This window comes from Mycetocola sp. 2940, from assembly GCF_040548835.1.
In the GTDB taxonomy this organism is placed as follows: domain Bacteria; phylum Actinomycetota; class Actinomycetes; order Actinomycetales; family Microbacteriaceae; genus Mycetocola_A.
Genome location: NZ_JBEPSK010000017.1, coordinates 43,497 through 57,254, shown reverse-complemented (window position 1 = coordinate 57,254; position 13,758 = coordinate 43,497). Strand labels below are relative to the sequence as shown.

Sequence of the window (13,758 nt, the reverse complement as noted above, 5' to 3'; positions counted from 1 at the left end):
GCAGGTTCGAATCCTGCCGGGGGCACTCTGTCAGCAATCTCGCGGTGCTTCTCATCTCTTGGTCGCAGGTTCGAATCCTGCCGGGGGCACTCTTGAAGACGCGGGTTCCAGTGACGCGAAGGCCCCGTTTCGCGCCGGTATAGGTGCTTTTGGGTCATCGGAAGTGCCAGCCGTTGTGTGCGCGGGAGGTTCCGGTGACGCGAAGGTGCTTGGGGCGCAGAGCGCGAAGTGGCGGCATCCGATCCCGGCAAGTACCCAGACGGCAGCGGCACGATGATGCGATGAGCCCATCGTCGCGACGACCCGTCCCGCTGCCGGCTGGCCCCGGCCAGGAATCGGTCTGGGACTATCCCAGGCCTCCGAGGGTCGAGGCGAGCCCGGATCGCGTCGTCATTCGCCTCGGCGGCCAGGTGGTCGCTGAGACCAGCGCGGCGGTTCGGGTGCTGGAAACAAGTCATCCGCCGGTTTACTACGTGCCGGAATCAGCGTTCATGAGTGGGACGCTGGCACCCGTAGGCGGATCGACCTGGTGCGAGTTCAAAGGCAAAGCGAGCTACTTCGACGTGGTCGCTGGCGACACGATCGCCCGGCGTGCCGCGTGGCACTATCGCGCCCCTCACCGCGGCTTCGAACAGCTCCTCGGCATGGTCGCCGTCTATCCCGGTCTGATGGACTCATGCGAGGTCGGAGCCGAGGTCGTCCAGCCACAGGAGGGCGACTTCTACGGCGGGTGGGTGACGTCGCGCATCGTCGGCCCGTTCAAGGGCGCGCCGGGAACGATGGGCTGGTAGCGAATCACCCGTCGCCGATACATTGCCGTAACCCGGCAACGGTACGTTAACAGGATGCGAGCGCTACAGGCACAGATCATTGCAGAGCTGGACGTCCAGCCCACCATCGACCCCGCGACCGAAGTCGAGAGGAGAGTCGGTTTTCTGGTCGACTACCTGCACGCGACCTCGGCCAGGGGCCTCGTCCTCGGCATCAGCGGGGGTCAGGACTCAAGCCTCGCCGGTCGACTGTGCCAGCTTGCAGTGGAGAAGATGGTGGCGGAGGGTACCCCGGCGAAGTTCATCGCCGTGCGCTTGCCGTACGCCGTGCAACACGACGAGGTCGACGCACAACTCGCGCTGGACTTCATTCGGCCGGAGCACGTCATCACGTTCAACGTGAACACCGCCGTGGACGCCATTGAAGATGAGTATGCCGACGAAGCCGGCAAGCAGCTCACCGATTTCCACAAGGGCAATGTGAAGGCCCGTACCCGGATGATCGCGCAATACGCGATCGCGGGGGAGGAAGGATGCCTCGTCGTCGGCACCGACCATGCAGCCGAAGCGGTCACCGGTTTCTTCACGAAGTTCGGCGACGGCGGTGCCGACCTGTTGCCCCTGAGCGGCCTGTCGAAACGTCAGGGCAAACAGATTCTCATCCACCTGGACGCCCCTGACCGACTGCACCAGAAGCCACCGACAGCGGACCTCCTCGACCGCAAGCCCGGCCAGACCGACGAAGCAGACCTGGGCCTGGAGTACGAAGACATCGACGACTACCTCGAAGGCAAGTCAGTCCCTGATGAAATCGCGGACGCGATCGAAGCCCGGTTCCTTGCAACGCGGCACAAGCGCGCGACACCCGTGACGCCGTTCGACACCTGGTGGCGTTCCTGACCGATCGACCACACGCCAACGACAGAGGCAGTGCCGCAATCGCGGCACTGCCTCTGTCGTCCGGGAACCGGTTAAGCCAGTTTCCTGTCAGCCTCAGAGTCGGCGGCTGAACGCTTGACGTCCATGGCGGCGACGTCATCGATAAGTTTCTGCGTGGTGGTGTCGGGGCGAGAGAACGCGGCCGGGGTCACCGGCGACTCGTCGACAACCGTGGGGGTGAGGTTTTCGCGCTGCTCGCGGGCAGCCCAGGCGTCCTGCTCGGCGACAAGCGTCTTTTCGGCTGTGGTGTTCTCGAACTTCCACCGCTCCAGGTCGCTTTCGAAAAGACGACGTGTGCGTGACGGGCGCGCCTGCCACTCGAGCAGGCGGTCACGGAACTCCGACCGAACGGCGCTGAGTTCGAAACCGAAGGTGGCCGAATCGCGCTTCATCTCCGCCAGCTGGTGGGCAGCCCAGTTGGCAGCAACCGGCGCGCCCTTGACCGGGAGCAGTCGGAGCTGAATGTCAGCCTGCCCGGCCGCACGGTCGGCGATCGCCTGTTCCGAAGGGGTCAGCGAGTTCCACGCGGCGGCCTCGGTCGACGCGTCGACGAGTGCCGCGAGAGCGGATGCCTTGAGGTCCCGGTCACGCTGGTCGACCAGCCGGCGCACGGCGGCCTTTGTGACGGCCGCGGCGATCAACGCCGAGACGAGGATTGCGACAGCGACGACGGCGGCCATGAAAAGGACCGGTCGGGTGTCGGCTGCGGTCAGCCAGGCTACGAATTCATTCCACCATTCCATGTGCCGAAGATACCGCCGAACCTGCTGAGACCTGCGGAATGAGGGCCGTGTCGCGGATTGTTGGCCGCATCGACCGTTCTCGCGAAGTCACAGCGCGTGCAGGCAGTCCATGGCGTCGTCGATGCGCCAGAACTCGCCAAGCGTGTGGAATCGTGCTGAACTGGGCGCCAGGCGCTTGGCTATGAAAATCGTGCCGTCGGCGGCGTTCCGCCGCTCGATGTGGCCGAGGATCCGGCCGTCGGCGACGGTCGCCCGCCAGAGGTCGTCTTTCACGCGGACCAGATTCAGTCCGGTTCGGTGCCGGGCCAGGTCGGGCGATGCATTCGCGGCCGTGCCGTAGCGCTCTGCAACGGAGAGGTTTCTGGTTGTCATGGTTCCTCCTTGCCTGCGGCCGGCCCCGGATTGATCTGATATTCCGAGACTAAACACCACCACCGACATCCGCCCGGAGACCGTTAGCCACCGCCGCAGGAAGGAGGTCCGGTGGCTACCGCAAGCCAGTACCGTCGACGGCGAACGGTTCGATTGCCGAGAGTTCCGCCTCCGTGAGCGGGGGCGCCTCGAGGGCCTTGACGTTCTGCTCCAGTTGGTCGACGGAACTCGCGCCGATGAGCGCGGAGGTGACCTGGCGATGACGGAGCACCCAGGTCAGGGCGAGTTGGGCGAGTGTCTGGCCACGGTCCTGCGCTATACCGTTCAGCGCCCGGGCGCGTTCAAGGTAGGTTTCGCTCAATTTCTCGGGAGAGAGGAAATGGCTCGTCGCGGCTCGGGAATCGCCCGGGACGGTGCCGTCGAGATAGCGATCGGTGAGCATGCCCTGGGCAAGCGGGGAGAACACGATGGAGCCGGCCCCGACCTCGTCGAGGACGTCGAGCAGCCCATCCTCGACGTGGCGGTTGAACATGGAATAACTGGGCTGGTGGATGAGCAGGGGGATCCGGTGCTCGGCCAGCGCGGCCGCTGCCTGCCTGGTCTGTTCGGGAGAGTAGTTGGAGATGCCCGCGTACAACGCGCGCCCGGAGGTGACCGCAGTCGCGAGAGCTCCCATCGTCTCTTCGATCGGTGTTTCAGGGTCGGGGCGGTGCGAGTAGAAGATGTCGACGTAATCGAGGCCGAGTCGCCCGAGGCTCTGGTCGAGCGAGGACAGGAGGGTCTTGCGGGAGCCCCACTCGCCGTACGGTCCCGGCGCCATGTCGTAGCCCGCTTTGGTCGACACGACGATCTCATCGCGGTGCCGGGCCAGATCCTCGGCAAGGATCCGGCCGAAATTCCTCTCGGCAGAGCCGGGGGGCGGGCCGTAGTTGTTGGCCAGGTCGAAGTGCGTGACGCCAAGGTCGAACGCCCGGCGAACGATCGCCCGCTGGGTTTCCCAACCGCGGGAATCGCCGAAGTTGTGCCAGAAGCCGAGGCTCACCCGGGGCAGAAGCAGTCCGCTCCTTCCCGTCCTTGCGTACTGCATCGTGTCGTATCGGGTCTCGGCGGCAACGTAGCTCATGGAGCAATGCTAGTGAGTGGGGCATCGCTCCGGCTTGCGGCGGGAACAGGCCTCCTCCACAGCGGATGCCGCCGGTTGGCTCGTCCACGGATCTCCGGCGCCCGCGTGCCCGTGCGGCCCACCCGACGACACTCGTTGTGTGGTTCCGGGGTTGGCAGTCCGGCACGAGGGCCGGCCCCGGGACCATGCCCACGGCGGAGGTCCCGTTGCGTGGGATCACGAGGACGGAGCATCCGATGACCGACATCATTACCGTGACCGGGCTGGTCGCCACTGTGCCATTCGTGGTCAACCAGCCAGATAAGGTCCCCTTCACGAGTTTCCGGCTGGCGTCAAACCAGCGCTATTTCGACCGCAGGAGCTCACAATGGGTCGCGGGTGACACGAACTGGTACACCGTGACCGCGTTCCGCGCGCTCGCGGTCAACGCCGCAGCATCCGTTCACAAGGGCGATCGGGTGCTTGTCACCGGGCGGCTCAAAGTGCGGCGGTGGGAGTCCGGTGAGAAGAGCGGCCTCGCGGTCGACGTCGAAGCCGACAGTCTCGGACACGACCTGGTCTGGGGCACGGCGCGGTACGAGCGGACGACACAGAGGGACGCATCGGCGCCACCCGAGCCGAGCATCACCGACGAAACAGCGCGATCAACGGATGCCGCGCAGCGGGCTGGCGACGTGGACGCACCGCTGTCCGGGCCGGAAGCGTGGGACGTCGCCACTCCCGGGCGACAGGTCGACGACCTGGTGAGCGCGTCGGCCGACCCTGTCGACACGCCGTTCTGATTTGCGGGGTCGCTCGGCGGCCTACGATGAAGAGGGCGCTTTCCCGGCGCCGTAACCAGGCAGAGGACCCCAGCATGCGCAGCACCATCGGCACGTCCCTGCGCGCCTTTCCCGTCGCTGTGTCGATAAGTCTGCTGCTCGCCGGATGCGCGACCCCTGGCCCGACGAGCACGGACAGGCCGGAACCCTCCGGGTCGAGCTCGCCCTCGGCGGTCCCCGCGCCGACGTTCGACCCGAGCGCTTCCGCCGAGGACGCGTTGGCGCTCTTCGACAGCGTCAACAGGTCCACGCTCGCGACAGATGCCGATGCAGACGGACGCGCTTTCATCGACGGCCTCGTTACGGCAGGTTTCGACAGGGCGGCGATGCAGGTCACGGCGGATCAGACGACGATCGGTAATGCCGCCGATTCCATTCAGTTCTCGGTCCGCTGGGGCGACGACTGCCTGATCGGACAGAACGGCCCGGCGGTCGGCGGCTATCACTCGACGCTCGCTCCCGTGCTCGGCACCGGCACGTGCCTTATCGGCAGCACGCGGCCGATAGACTGGTAGCAATATGGCTGAATACATTTACTCCATGGTGCGCGCCCGCAAAGCGGTCGGAGACAAGCTCATCCTCGACGACGTCACAATGTCGTTCTTCCCCGGTGCCAAGATCGGTGTCGTTGGCCCCAACGGTGCCGGCAAGTCCACCATCCTGAAAATCATGGCCGGCCTCGACACCCCCAGCAACGGCGAAGCCAAGCTGACCCCGGGCTTCACCGTCGGCATCCTGATGCAGGAACCCGTGCTCGACGAGAACAAGACAGTCCTCGAGAACGTCGAGGAGGGAGTCGGTCCGATCAAGGCCAAGGTCGACCGATTCAACGAAATCTCCGCCGCAATGGCCGAGCCCGATGCCGACTTCGATGCGCTGCTCGCTGAGATGGGCACGCTGCAGGAAGAGATCGACCACGCCGACGCCTGGGACCTCGACTCGCAGCTCGAACAGGCCATGGACGCCCTTCGCACCCCGCCGGGCGATTTGCCCGTCGCGAACCTCTCCGGCGGTGAGAAGCGCCGCGTCGCGCTGTGCAAGCTGCTTCTGCAGAAGCCCGACCTGCTGCTTCTCGACGAGCCCACCAACCACCTCGACGCCGAGAGCGTGCTCTGGCTCGAGCAGCACCTCGCCAAATACCCGGGCGCCGTGCTCGCCGTGACCCACGACCGGTACTTCCTCGACCACGTGGCGGAGTGGATCGCCGAAGTCGACCGCGGCCACCTGTACCCATACGAAGGCAACTACTCGACCTACCTCGAGAAGAAGCAGGAACGCCTCCAGATCCAGGGCAAAAAGGACCAGAAACTGTCCAAGCGCCTCGCCGAGGAGCTCGACTGGGTCCGCTCCAATGCCAAGGGTCGCCAGGCAAAGTCGAAGGCACGTCTCGCCCGCTACGAAGAGATGGTCACCGAGGCGGAGCGCACGCGCAAACTCGACTTCGAAGAAATCGTCATCCCCGTCGGCCCGCGCCTCGGCGCCCAGGTCATCGACGCGAAGAAGGTCCAGAAGGGCTTCGGCGAGCGGATCCTCATCAACGACCTCAGCTTCACGCTGCCGCGAAACGGCATCGTCGGCGTGATCGGGCCCAACGGTGTCGGCAAGACGACGCTGTTCAAGACCATCGTCGGCCTCGAACCGCTCGACGAAGGTGAGCTGAAGATCGGCGACACCGTCGACATCTCGTATGTCGACCAGAGCCGGGGCGGCATCGACCCCAACAAGAACCTGTGGGAGGTCGTCTCGGACGGCCAGGACTACATCCAGGTCGGCAAAACCGAGATCCCGTCGCGGGCATACGTCTCCCAGTTCGGGTTCAAGGGACCTGACCAGCAGAAGAAGGCTGGCATTCTCTCCGGTGGAGAACGGAACCGCCTCAACCTCGCATTGACGCTCAAACAGGGTGGAAACCTCCTGCTCCTCGACGAACCGACCAACGACCTCGACGTCGAGACGCTCGGTAGCCTTGAGAACGCACTCCTCGAGTTCCCGGGCTGCGCCGTGGTCATCACCCACGACCGGTGGTTCCTCGACCGCATCGCGACACACATCCTCTCTTACGAGGGAACCGAGGATGACCCGGGCAACTGGTACTGGTTCGAGGGCAACTTCGAGTCGTACGAGGAGAACAAGATCGAACGCCTCGGACCGGATGCTGCGAAGCCTCACCGCTCCGCGTACCGCAAGCTCACGCGAGACTGATGCGGGTTCACGTCCCGATCCACCTTCGATGGGGCGACCTCGACGCCTACAACCACGTCAACAACGTCGAACTCATGCGCCTCCTCGAGGAGGCGCGTGTGCGTGTCTTCTGGCGCGACGAGAGCGAAGGCGGCGACATCGATTCGGGCATGGCGCTGATCGAAGCGGAGGCAGGGTCGGACACCATCACGCTGATCGCTCGGCATGAGGTCGAGTACGTCCTGCCCATTCCGTACCAGCGCCAGCCGCTCGACGTGCAGGTGTGGATCTCGAACCTCGGTGGAGCGAGCCTCGAGGTCGACTATGAGGTGTACGGTCCTGCCGGAGCCGACCAGCCACTGTATGCCCGTGCTTCGAGCACGATCGTGCTGTTGGACGCCGCAACGGAACGCCCGCGCCGGATCAGCGACGAGGAACGGACCGCCTGGACGCCGTATCTCGAGGAGCCCGTCTCGTTCACCAAACGACGCTAGGCGATTGCGCCGGCCGACAGCGCCGACGGAACCCGGACCATGCCCTCCTGGGCGACGCTGGCGACGAGCTGGCCGTCGCGGGAGTAAAAGCGCCCCTGCGCGAGCCCTCGGCCGCCTGATGCACTCGGTGACTCCTGCACATAGAGGAGCCACTGGTCGACCCGCACGGAACGGTGCCACCACATCGCATGATCGAGGCTGGCGGCCTTCAGGTCACGGGTCATCCACGGCACCCCGTGGGCGCGGAAGATCGACTCGAGCAAGGTGTAATCGCTCGCGTAGGCCAGTGCGGCGCGGTGCAGGCTCTCGTCGTCGGGGAGCCTCCCGATGCACTTCATCCAGACCGCGTTCGTCGGGGTGCGCTCACCCTCGACCGTCAGGTAGATCGGTGACGACACGTGGCGGATGTCGAATGCGCGGTCGGCCACCCAGGATTGCGCCACGGGGTGGTCGATGTGCGAGAGAAGGTCCGCTGTCGAGGGCAGGCCGTCCGGCTCCGGAATCCCCTCCGGCATCGGTGCCTGGTGATCGAGCCCTTCGTCGACGTCCTGGAACGACGCGATCATCGACAGGATCGGCAGGCCGTTCTGATAGGCCTGCGTCCTCCGTGTCGAAAACGAGCGTCCGTCGTGGATGCGGTCCACACTGAAGGTGATCGGCTGGTTGACGTCGCCTGGGCGCAGAAAATAGCCGTGCATCGAATGGACGACGCGATGCTCCTCGGTCGTCCTCGACGCCGCCATCACCGACTGGGCGAGTACCTGGCCCCCGTAGACGCGACCCCCGGGCATCCACTGCGATTCGCCTGTGAAGATGTCTTCGCTCGTCCGTGCGCCGGTGTCGGACAGGTCGAGCGCGCGCAGCAGGGAATCGAGAGGGTCGGTCATGGTTCTCCGATCGGTGGCGGGGCGGTCGGGCGGCACGGCCCTGTTAGGTAGTTTAGACAGCAGATGACGAACACATTCTTGCTTCAGGACGCCCCCACCGCCGCTGACCTTCGGACCTATCTGGCCAGGGTGCGGGTCGTCGACGACACCGCCGTGCGGCTGATCGCCAGCGGGGGAGTGCTCGCCGCGTACGCGGCTGTGCTGTACCCACGGGGGCTCCTCGATGCGAGCCCGACGATCCTGGGCCTGCGGACATTCGCCGAGGCATCCGGGGCCGTGTTCGATCGCGTCGTTCCGCCGGCTGCGGTCTCCGATCGGCTGGCGGCGATCGATCCGAGCGACACCGTTACGGCAGTGTCGCTGCCCGACAGTGACGTGAGGACCAGCTGGTCCGGGATCGCCCCGCCTCGAGGCGGCTGGGAACGGATCGGCTCGGTCAGTTCCGTCGCCCTGGAGCTCGCGGCGCGCGACGGTGCCGGCGAGATTGCCCGGGCGATCCCGGAGAACACCGGTGACCTGCGGGTGCAGCGTGTTCGATCCGAGGTCTGGTCGCGTCCGCTGGAGGGACACGGGCCGGTGCCGTCGGGCATCGCCTTCGCCGCCGGGAGCCTCGGCTTCCTCGTCGGTGAGGAGGAAATCCCGCTGTTCCGGTCAGGCGCGTGGCTGCGTGCCAGCCCGACCCGCGGGCACGTTCTCGTCCGGACTGGCCGAGCCGGCTGACGTCTGGCCGGGTTCGTTTTCAGGCGGTGACGGCCGCCTTCGTCGGAACCGGCTCGTGCCGCAGGTAGCTGCGGCGGAAATCGCCGGTGCCCGCCGTCAGGGCCCGAAGTTCGATCGCGTAGCGGATGAGTTCGGCATCGGGGATCTCCGCGCTGATCTCAGTGCGGTCGCCGCCGACCGAGGAGGTCCCGGTCATACGGCCCCGGCGGGACGACAGGTCGGTCATGACCGCACCGACATGGCTGTCCGGCACGCTGATCGTGACCGCGGAGACCGGCTCCAACAGCTGGATACGTGACGCGGATGCCGCCTCCCGCAGTGCCAGCGCACCCGCGGCCTGGAACGCGGCATCCGACGAGTCGACGCTGTGGGCTTTGCCGCCGACGAGTCTCACCCGGATGTCGACAACAGGAAAGCCGGCCGAAACTCCCTTGTGCATCTGCTCCCGTACCCCCTTTTCCACCGACCCGATGTATTGGCCAGGCACCACACCGCCGACGACGTTGTTGACGAACTCGAAGCCAGCGCCGCGCTCGAGCGGCTCGACTTCGATCTCGCAGATGGCGTACTGGCCGTGACCACCGGATTGCTTGACGTAGCGCCCGCGGGCGGATGCCGGCGCGGCGAACGTCTCGCGCAGCGGTGTGATCACCTCGACCGTCTGCACCTTCACCCCCTGCGTCCGCAGCCGGTCGAGCACCACCTCGGCGTGCGCCTCGCCCATGCACCACAGGATCAGCTGGTGGGTCTCCGGGTTGCGTTCGACGCGCAGGGTGGGATCCACCGCGGCGACCTTGCCCATGCTGCGGGCCAGTGCATCGTCATCGGCGTGCGATGCGCCCTGGACGGCGACCGGCATGAGTGGCTCCGGCATGTTCCACGCTTCCACCAGCAGCGGCCGTTCCCGGTCGGAGATGGTATCGCCGGTTTCGACGGTCGCCAGTTTGGTGAGCGCGCAGATGTCGCCCGCAACGCAGTAGGGCACCGCCCGCAGCGTCGACCCGAGCGGGGACTGCAGATGGGTGATCCGTTCGTCGCTGTCGTGGTCCTGGTGACCCCGATCGGCCAGCCCGTGCCCGCCGACGTGGATATTCGAGTTCTCACGCAGCGTGCCGGAGAAGATGCGCACCAGTCCGACGCGTCCCAGGAACGAGTCGATGGTGGTGCGCACCACCTCGCCGACGAGCGGACCTGCCGGGTCGCAGTTCAGCTGTCCTGCCGGCTTGCCGCGGAGGTCCGTCACCGGCGGAATTTGGCGCTCCACCGGGGAAGGAAACGCGCCGGTCATCACCTCCAGCAGTTCGGCGGTGCCCAGGCCGGTCTCAGCGGACGTCGGCAGCACCGGGAAAAACGAGCCGCCCACCACCGCGGTTTCCAAGTCGGTGATCAGGGTGTCGAGGTCGATCTCTTCGCCGCCGAGGTACCGGTCCATGAGCGTTTCGTCCTCGCTCTCGGCGATGATGCCCTCGATCAGCGCGCCCCGTGCCTCCTCAGCGTCGGAGAGTTCGCCGGCGGTCGCCGGGCGGCGGGAGGGGCCGGCCGCCGTGTAGTCGGACACGGTTCCTGACAGCAGTCCGAGCAGCCCCGTGATCGCCCCGCCCGTTCGGACCGGGAGGTACAGCGGAAGGACGGCGTTACCGAATGCCGCCTGGCAGGCAGCCAGAACCGCCTCGTAGTTGGCTCGCGGATGGTCGATCCTGCTGATGACGACGGCGCGTGGCATCCCGACCGTCTCGCATTCGCCCCACAGGGCAGTGGTGGCGGCGTCGACCCCGTCGACCGCCGAGACCACGAACAGGGCAGAATCCGCAGCCCTCAGCCCCGCCCGGAGGTCGCCGATGAAATCCGAATAGCCGGGTGTGTCCAGCAGGTTCACTTTGACCTCGCCGACCGCGAAGGGCAGCACCGACAGGGCGACGGAACGCTGCTGATGCACCTCAGACGGGTCGGAGTCGCTCACCGTCGTGCCGTCGACGATCGACCCGATCCGCGTGATCACGCCGGTGGCGGCGAGGAGCGCTTCGGTCAGCATTGTTTTTCCTGACCCTGACCGGCCGACGAGAGCGATGTTGCGGATCTGCTCCGGACGCGTGGCCGACACGCCGGGAGACGAGTCCGCCCGCTCCGACGTGGACCGGCCGGCGGCCTTCGCCGGGCCGTTCGTACCCTTTGCCGACATGAGGAACTCCCTGCGTCACGGTTCGCACAATCTGACTCGATTCGACACCCTGAGGCGGCAGACGGCAAGGGCTCAGCCGGTGATTAGCCGGGATTTCCCGTGGTGCGGCGGAAGGTTTCAGGCCGACGAGGTCTCACGCTCCTCCTGCGGCACCGTGGTCGGCTGGCCCGCGGAATCGTCGTACCGGACGATTCCGGCTGTGCCGTCGACCGTGACGATCTGGCCGTCGCGGAGGACAGTCGTGGAGCATCCGGTGGCGAGGACGGCGGGGATGCGGTGTTCCCTGGCGATGATCGCCGGGTGGGCAAGCGAACCTCCCGCATCCGTGATCAGTGCGCCGAGGGAGGGGAAGATGATCGCCCATGACGGCCGTGTGGTCGGGCAGACAAGCACGTCTCCGCGCTGGACGCGATGGAAATCAGCCTCTGAAAAGACGATCCGTGCCGGCCCGGTGTACGTTCCGGCTGAGGCGCCGATCCCGGTGAGCGTGCCAGCCTCTTCGGGGGCTTCCCTGCTGCTCAGATCGGGTTCTGCAACGTGCCCGAGCACGAAGGCGATGGACTCCATCGGTGCGCGGACTCCCTTCGGCAGCCACCGCATCGACGGCGGTTCACCCGGGTGCGGGCCGTACGTGGCCGGCCCCCGATGTGCGAGAGCCCAGACCCGCTCTCCGCGACGGCGCCGCACCCGGCTCCGAAGCCCGGGGTCTCTGTCGCCGGAGAGCCAGCGCTGCAGGTCCTCGATGTCGCAGTAGAACACGTCGTCGACGGCCGCCAGCGACCCGTCCCGGGTCATCCGCGTGCCGACCTCGAGCGCGGCATACCGCACGAGCGCCATGGGCGACTCCAGGGTGTGGAATGCGTTGTCATCGCGCATCGGGTAGGAGCGCAGAGCACGGTCGAGCGCTCGATCGAAGGCGACGCGGTCGCGACCCCGCAGACGCCGGTGCGCCTCATCGATGATGCGTTGACGCTGCTCGCTGAGGCTCTTCGCTTCTGCCTCCGGGTCGTAGTCCTGCTGGTCGATGAGTTGCTGCTCGAGCAACCCGGGAACCTCGGCGATCGTCTGGTCAGCGAGGTCGATGGTCATGCATCGCAGGCCGATCTCCTGGCGGAGTTCCGACAGGGCGTCCGGCATCGATCTGCCCTCGCGGACTGAGCGCGCGATCCGTTCAAGAGCACGGGCGGGAGCGGAGGTCGCGTCCGACGTGCCAGCCAGCAGCCGGAGGACGGTGGAGAAGTCCCAGCCCAGCCGATCCCGGCTCACAGTGGCGAGTTCGGTCAAGGTCGAGAACCAGGCGACGACCACCTCATAGTGCAACGAGAGCGATGCGTCCATGAAGTCGGTGCAGGCTGACAGATGGTCAGCGAGTTCATGATTGTTCAGGCCAGGCAGGTCCACATCGCGCAATTCGGCGAGCCGTTGCTGCTGCCGGGGGCGGACTTCCTCGTAATAACGTCGGATGACCTTGGCGGGCAGATCGATATTCGCGTTGCGCTGTGCTGTGCGCATCCGCTTACGTGTTGCCGGGACGAGCGCGAGCAGCACCGGCATAAGCAACGAGGGAGGAGCAGGGCGGGGTTGGGCGCCCGGTGCCGGCGACGACCCAACCGGAGGGGTCGACATGTACCACCAGCCGCCGATGGACTGAGCCTTGACGTCGATGAGAAGTCCGTAGATCTCCGTCATCCGCTGCAGGTAGCGGGTGAAGTGGAGGACCGACAGGCTCAGGGGCGTTGGTGGAGCCGACCAGTGCATGTCCTCGCGCATCCAGAAACCACCGGGAACGTCGATCGGGATGGGCACGGGTTCGATCAGGGTCGTGATCGGACGCGCCTGGAGGAGGAACAGCCGGCGTCCGGCGAAGGCCCACTCGATGTCCTGCGGCGCGCCCCGCTCTTCGGCGACCCGGCGCGCGAGCGAAGCGACTTCCCGGGCCTGCGCCGGGGTGATCGCCGTGACCTCGTCGTTGACGACGTGCGTTCTGTCGTCGGTGACGACCCACTCGTCAGGGGTGACCTCACCAGAGACGAGGCGGTCGCCCAGACCGGGAACTGCGTTCACGAGCGCTTCCGCCATGTTGCCGGTGACCGGGTTGGCGCTGAATGCGACCCCGGCGGCCGTGGCATCGACGAGTTCCTGCACGAGGACGGCCATGGGTGCGCCGTCCGCTGAGGCGAGGCACTCACGGACGGCGGCGCGGAGAGCCGCTGCGCCACGCACGCCGAGCACTGTCGTGTATCTTCCTGCTGCGGCGGAGTCGGGCAGATCCTCGAGCACCGATGACGAGCGCACGGCGAGGGGCACGTCTCCCAACCGCCCGGCTTCATGAACAAGATGTTCCAGCTCGTCGGTCGTGATGTCCCCGATGGATGCTTCGATCGCGACTCCGGGCGGGACGGCATGTCCGCCCGCGGTCAGTTGTCCGAGGACGGCGGCCTTGGCTCCCCATCGGGCCGGATCAGCGTCGCCCAGTTGCTGAAGTGTGGCTACGTTTCTCATGGAATCGATGATCTGACCCCCGGGCGA

General features: G+C 66.5%; 13 protein-coding genes. 7 read left to right on the top strand and 6 right to left on the bottom strand.

Going from position 1 to position 13,758, the window contains the following annotated elements; translation table 11 throughout:
* Window positions 1–281 precede the first annotated feature (281 nt).
* Both ABIE24_RS15995 and nadE read left to right on the top strand, forming a co-directional pair.
* A complete protein-coding gene (locus ABIE24_RS15995) occupies window positions 282–791 on the top strand; it encodes a DUF427 domain-containing protein (RefSeq protein WP_354501437.1) in 510 nt (169 codons plus the stop codon).
* A gap of 54 nt (window positions 792–845) precedes the next feature.
* Window positions 846–1,670: an NAD(+) synthase gene (nadE, locus tag ABIE24_RS15990; protein WP_354501435.1), complete on the top strand. Its 825-nt coding sequence runs from the start codon at window positions 846–848 to the stop codon at window positions 1,668–1,670.
* A gap of 71 nt (window positions 1,671–1,741) precedes the next feature.
* Here the strand turns inward: nadE and ABIE24_RS15985 are convergent, their stop codons facing one another.
* From ABIE24_RS15985 to ABIE24_RS15975, 3 genes are all read right to left on the bottom strand, one after another.
* Window positions 1,742–2,452 (bottom strand): hypothetical protein, encoded by a 711-nt coding sequence (locus tag ABIE24_RS15985; RefSeq protein WP_354501433.1) that lies wholly within the window; start codon window positions 2,450–2,452, stop codon window positions 1,742–1,744.
* A gap of 87 nt (window positions 2,453–2,539) precedes the next feature.
* On the bottom strand, window positions 2,540–2,824 hold the full coding sequence (locus tag ABIE24_RS15980) for a hypothetical protein (RefSeq protein ID WP_354501431.1): 285 nt from the start codon (window positions 2,822–2,824) through the stop codon (window positions 2,540–2,542).
* Between the two features lie 115 nt (window positions 2,825–2,939).
* Window positions 2,940–3,947: an aldo/keto reductase gene (locus ABIE24_RS15975; RefSeq protein ID WP_354501429.1), complete on the bottom strand. Its 1,008-nt coding sequence runs from the start codon at window positions 3,945–3,947 to the stop codon at window positions 2,940–2,942.
* Between the two features lie 236 nt (window positions 3,948–4,183).
* Here ABIE24_RS15975 and ABIE24_RS15970 point away from each other — a divergent pair, with 236 nt between their 5' ends.
* The 4 genes from ABIE24_RS15970 (at window position 4,184) to ABIE24_RS15955 (ending at window position 7,443) form a co-directional block, all read left to right on the top strand.
* Window positions 4,184–4,729 (top strand): single-stranded DNA-binding protein, encoded by a 546-nt coding sequence (locus tag ABIE24_RS15970; RefSeq protein WP_354501427.1) that lies wholly within the window; start codon window positions 4,184–4,186, stop codon window positions 4,727–4,729.
* 74 nt (window positions 4,730–4,803) lie between these two features.
* Entirely contained in the window at window positions 4,804–5,283 is a 480-nt protein-coding gene (locus ABIE24_RS15965; protein ID WP_354501425.1) for a DUF6993 domain-containing protein, read from the top strand.
* Between the two features lie 4 nt (window positions 5,284–5,287).
* Window positions 5,288–6,970, top strand: coding sequence for an energy-dependent translational throttle protein EttA (gene ettA, locus ABIE24_RS15960; protein WP_354501423.1), 1,683 nt, complete (start codon window positions 5,288–5,290; stop codon window positions 6,968–6,970).
* On the top strand, window positions 6,970–7,443 hold the full coding sequence (locus tag ABIE24_RS15955; RefSeq protein ID WP_354501422.1) for an acyl-CoA thioesterase: 474 nt from the start codon (window positions 6,970–6,972) through the stop codon (window positions 7,441–7,443). Before ettA ends, ABIE24_RS15955 begins: the two co-directional genes overlap by 1 nt.
* Here the strand turns inward: ABIE24_RS15955 and ABIE24_RS15950 are convergent.
* The gene (locus tag ABIE24_RS15950) at window positions 7,440–8,330 is read right to left on the bottom strand and encodes an acyl-CoA thioesterase (RefSeq protein WP_354501420.1); all 891 of its coding nucleotides are present in this window, start codon (window positions 8,328–8,330) and stop codon (window positions 7,440–7,442) included. The two genes, ABIE24_RS15955 and ABIE24_RS15950, sit on opposite strands and share 4 nt — an antisense overlap.
* A 63-nt stretch (window positions 8,331–8,393) precedes the next feature.
* Between ABIE24_RS15950 and ABIE24_RS15945 the strand changes: the two genes are divergently transcribed.
* Entirely contained in the window at window positions 8,394–9,050 is a 657-nt protein-coding gene (locus tag ABIE24_RS15945; protein WP_354501418.1) for a DUF8185 domain-containing protein, read from the top strand.
* A gap of 19 nt (window positions 9,051–9,069) precedes the next feature.
* Here the strand turns inward: ABIE24_RS15945 and ABIE24_RS15940 are convergent, their stop codons facing one another.
* Window positions 9,070–11,229 (bottom strand): elongation factor G-like protein EF-G2, encoded by a 2,160-nt coding sequence (locus ABIE24_RS15940; RefSeq protein ID WP_354501416.1) that lies wholly within the window; start codon window positions 11,227–11,229, stop codon window positions 9,070–9,072.
* Window positions 11,230–11,346: 117 nt separating this feature from the next.
* Entirely contained in the window at window positions 11,347–13,731 is a 2,385-nt protein-coding gene (locus ABIE24_RS15935; protein ID WP_354501415.1) for a PEP/pyruvate-binding domain-containing protein, read from the bottom strand.
* Window positions 13,732–13,758 lie beyond the last annotated feature (27 nt).

Coding starts and splice junctions, on each gene's coding strand:
- ABIE24_RS15995 (WP_354501437.1), top strand. CDS start 282: ATGAGCCCATCGTCGCGACGACCCGTCCCGCTGCCGGCTGGCCCCGGC.
- ABIE24_RS15980 (WP_354501431.1), bottom strand. CDS start 2,824: ATGACAACCAGAAACCTCTCCGTTGCAGAGCGCTACGGCACGGCCGCG.
- ABIE24_RS15965 (WP_354501425.1), top strand. CDS start 4,804: ATGCGCAGCACCATCGGCACGTCCCTGCGCGCCTTTCCCGTCGCTGTG.
- ettA (WP_354501423.1), top strand. CDS start 5,288: ATGGCTGAATACATTTACTCCATGGTGCGCGCCCGCAAAGCGGTCGGA.
- ABIE24_RS15975 (WP_354501429.1), bottom strand. CDS start 3,947: ATGAGCTACGTTGCCGCCGAGACCCGATACGACACGATGCAGTACGCA.
- ABIE24_RS15955 (WP_354501422.1), top strand. CDS start 6,970: ATGCGGGTTCACGTCCCGATCCACCTTCGATGGGGCGACCTCGACGCC.
- ABIE24_RS15935 (WP_354501415.1), bottom strand. CDS start 13,731: ATGAGAAACGTAGCCACACTTCAGCAACTGGGCGACGCTGATCCGGCC.
- ABIE24_RS15940 (WP_354501416.1), bottom strand. CDS start 11,229: ATGTCGGCAAAGGGTACGAACGGCCCGGCGAAGGCCGCCGGCCGGTCC.
- ABIE24_RS15970 (WP_354501427.1), top strand. CDS start 4,184: ATGACCGACATCATTACCGTGACCGGGCTGGTCGCCACTGTGCCATTC.
- ABIE24_RS15950 (WP_354501420.1), bottom strand. CDS start 8,330: ATGACCGACCCTCTCGATTCCCTGCTGCGCGCGCTCGACCTGTCCGAC.
- ABIE24_RS15945 (WP_354501418.1), top strand. CDS start 8,394: ATGACGAACACATTCTTGCTTCAGGACGCCCCCACCGCCGCTGACCTT.
- nadE (WP_354501435.1), top strand. CDS start 846: ATGCGAGCGCTACAGGCACAGATCATTGCAGAGCTGGACGTCCAGCCC.
- ABIE24_RS15985 (WP_354501433.1), bottom strand. CDS start 2,452: ATGGAATGGTGGAATGAATTCGTAGCCTGGCTGACCGCAGCCGACACC.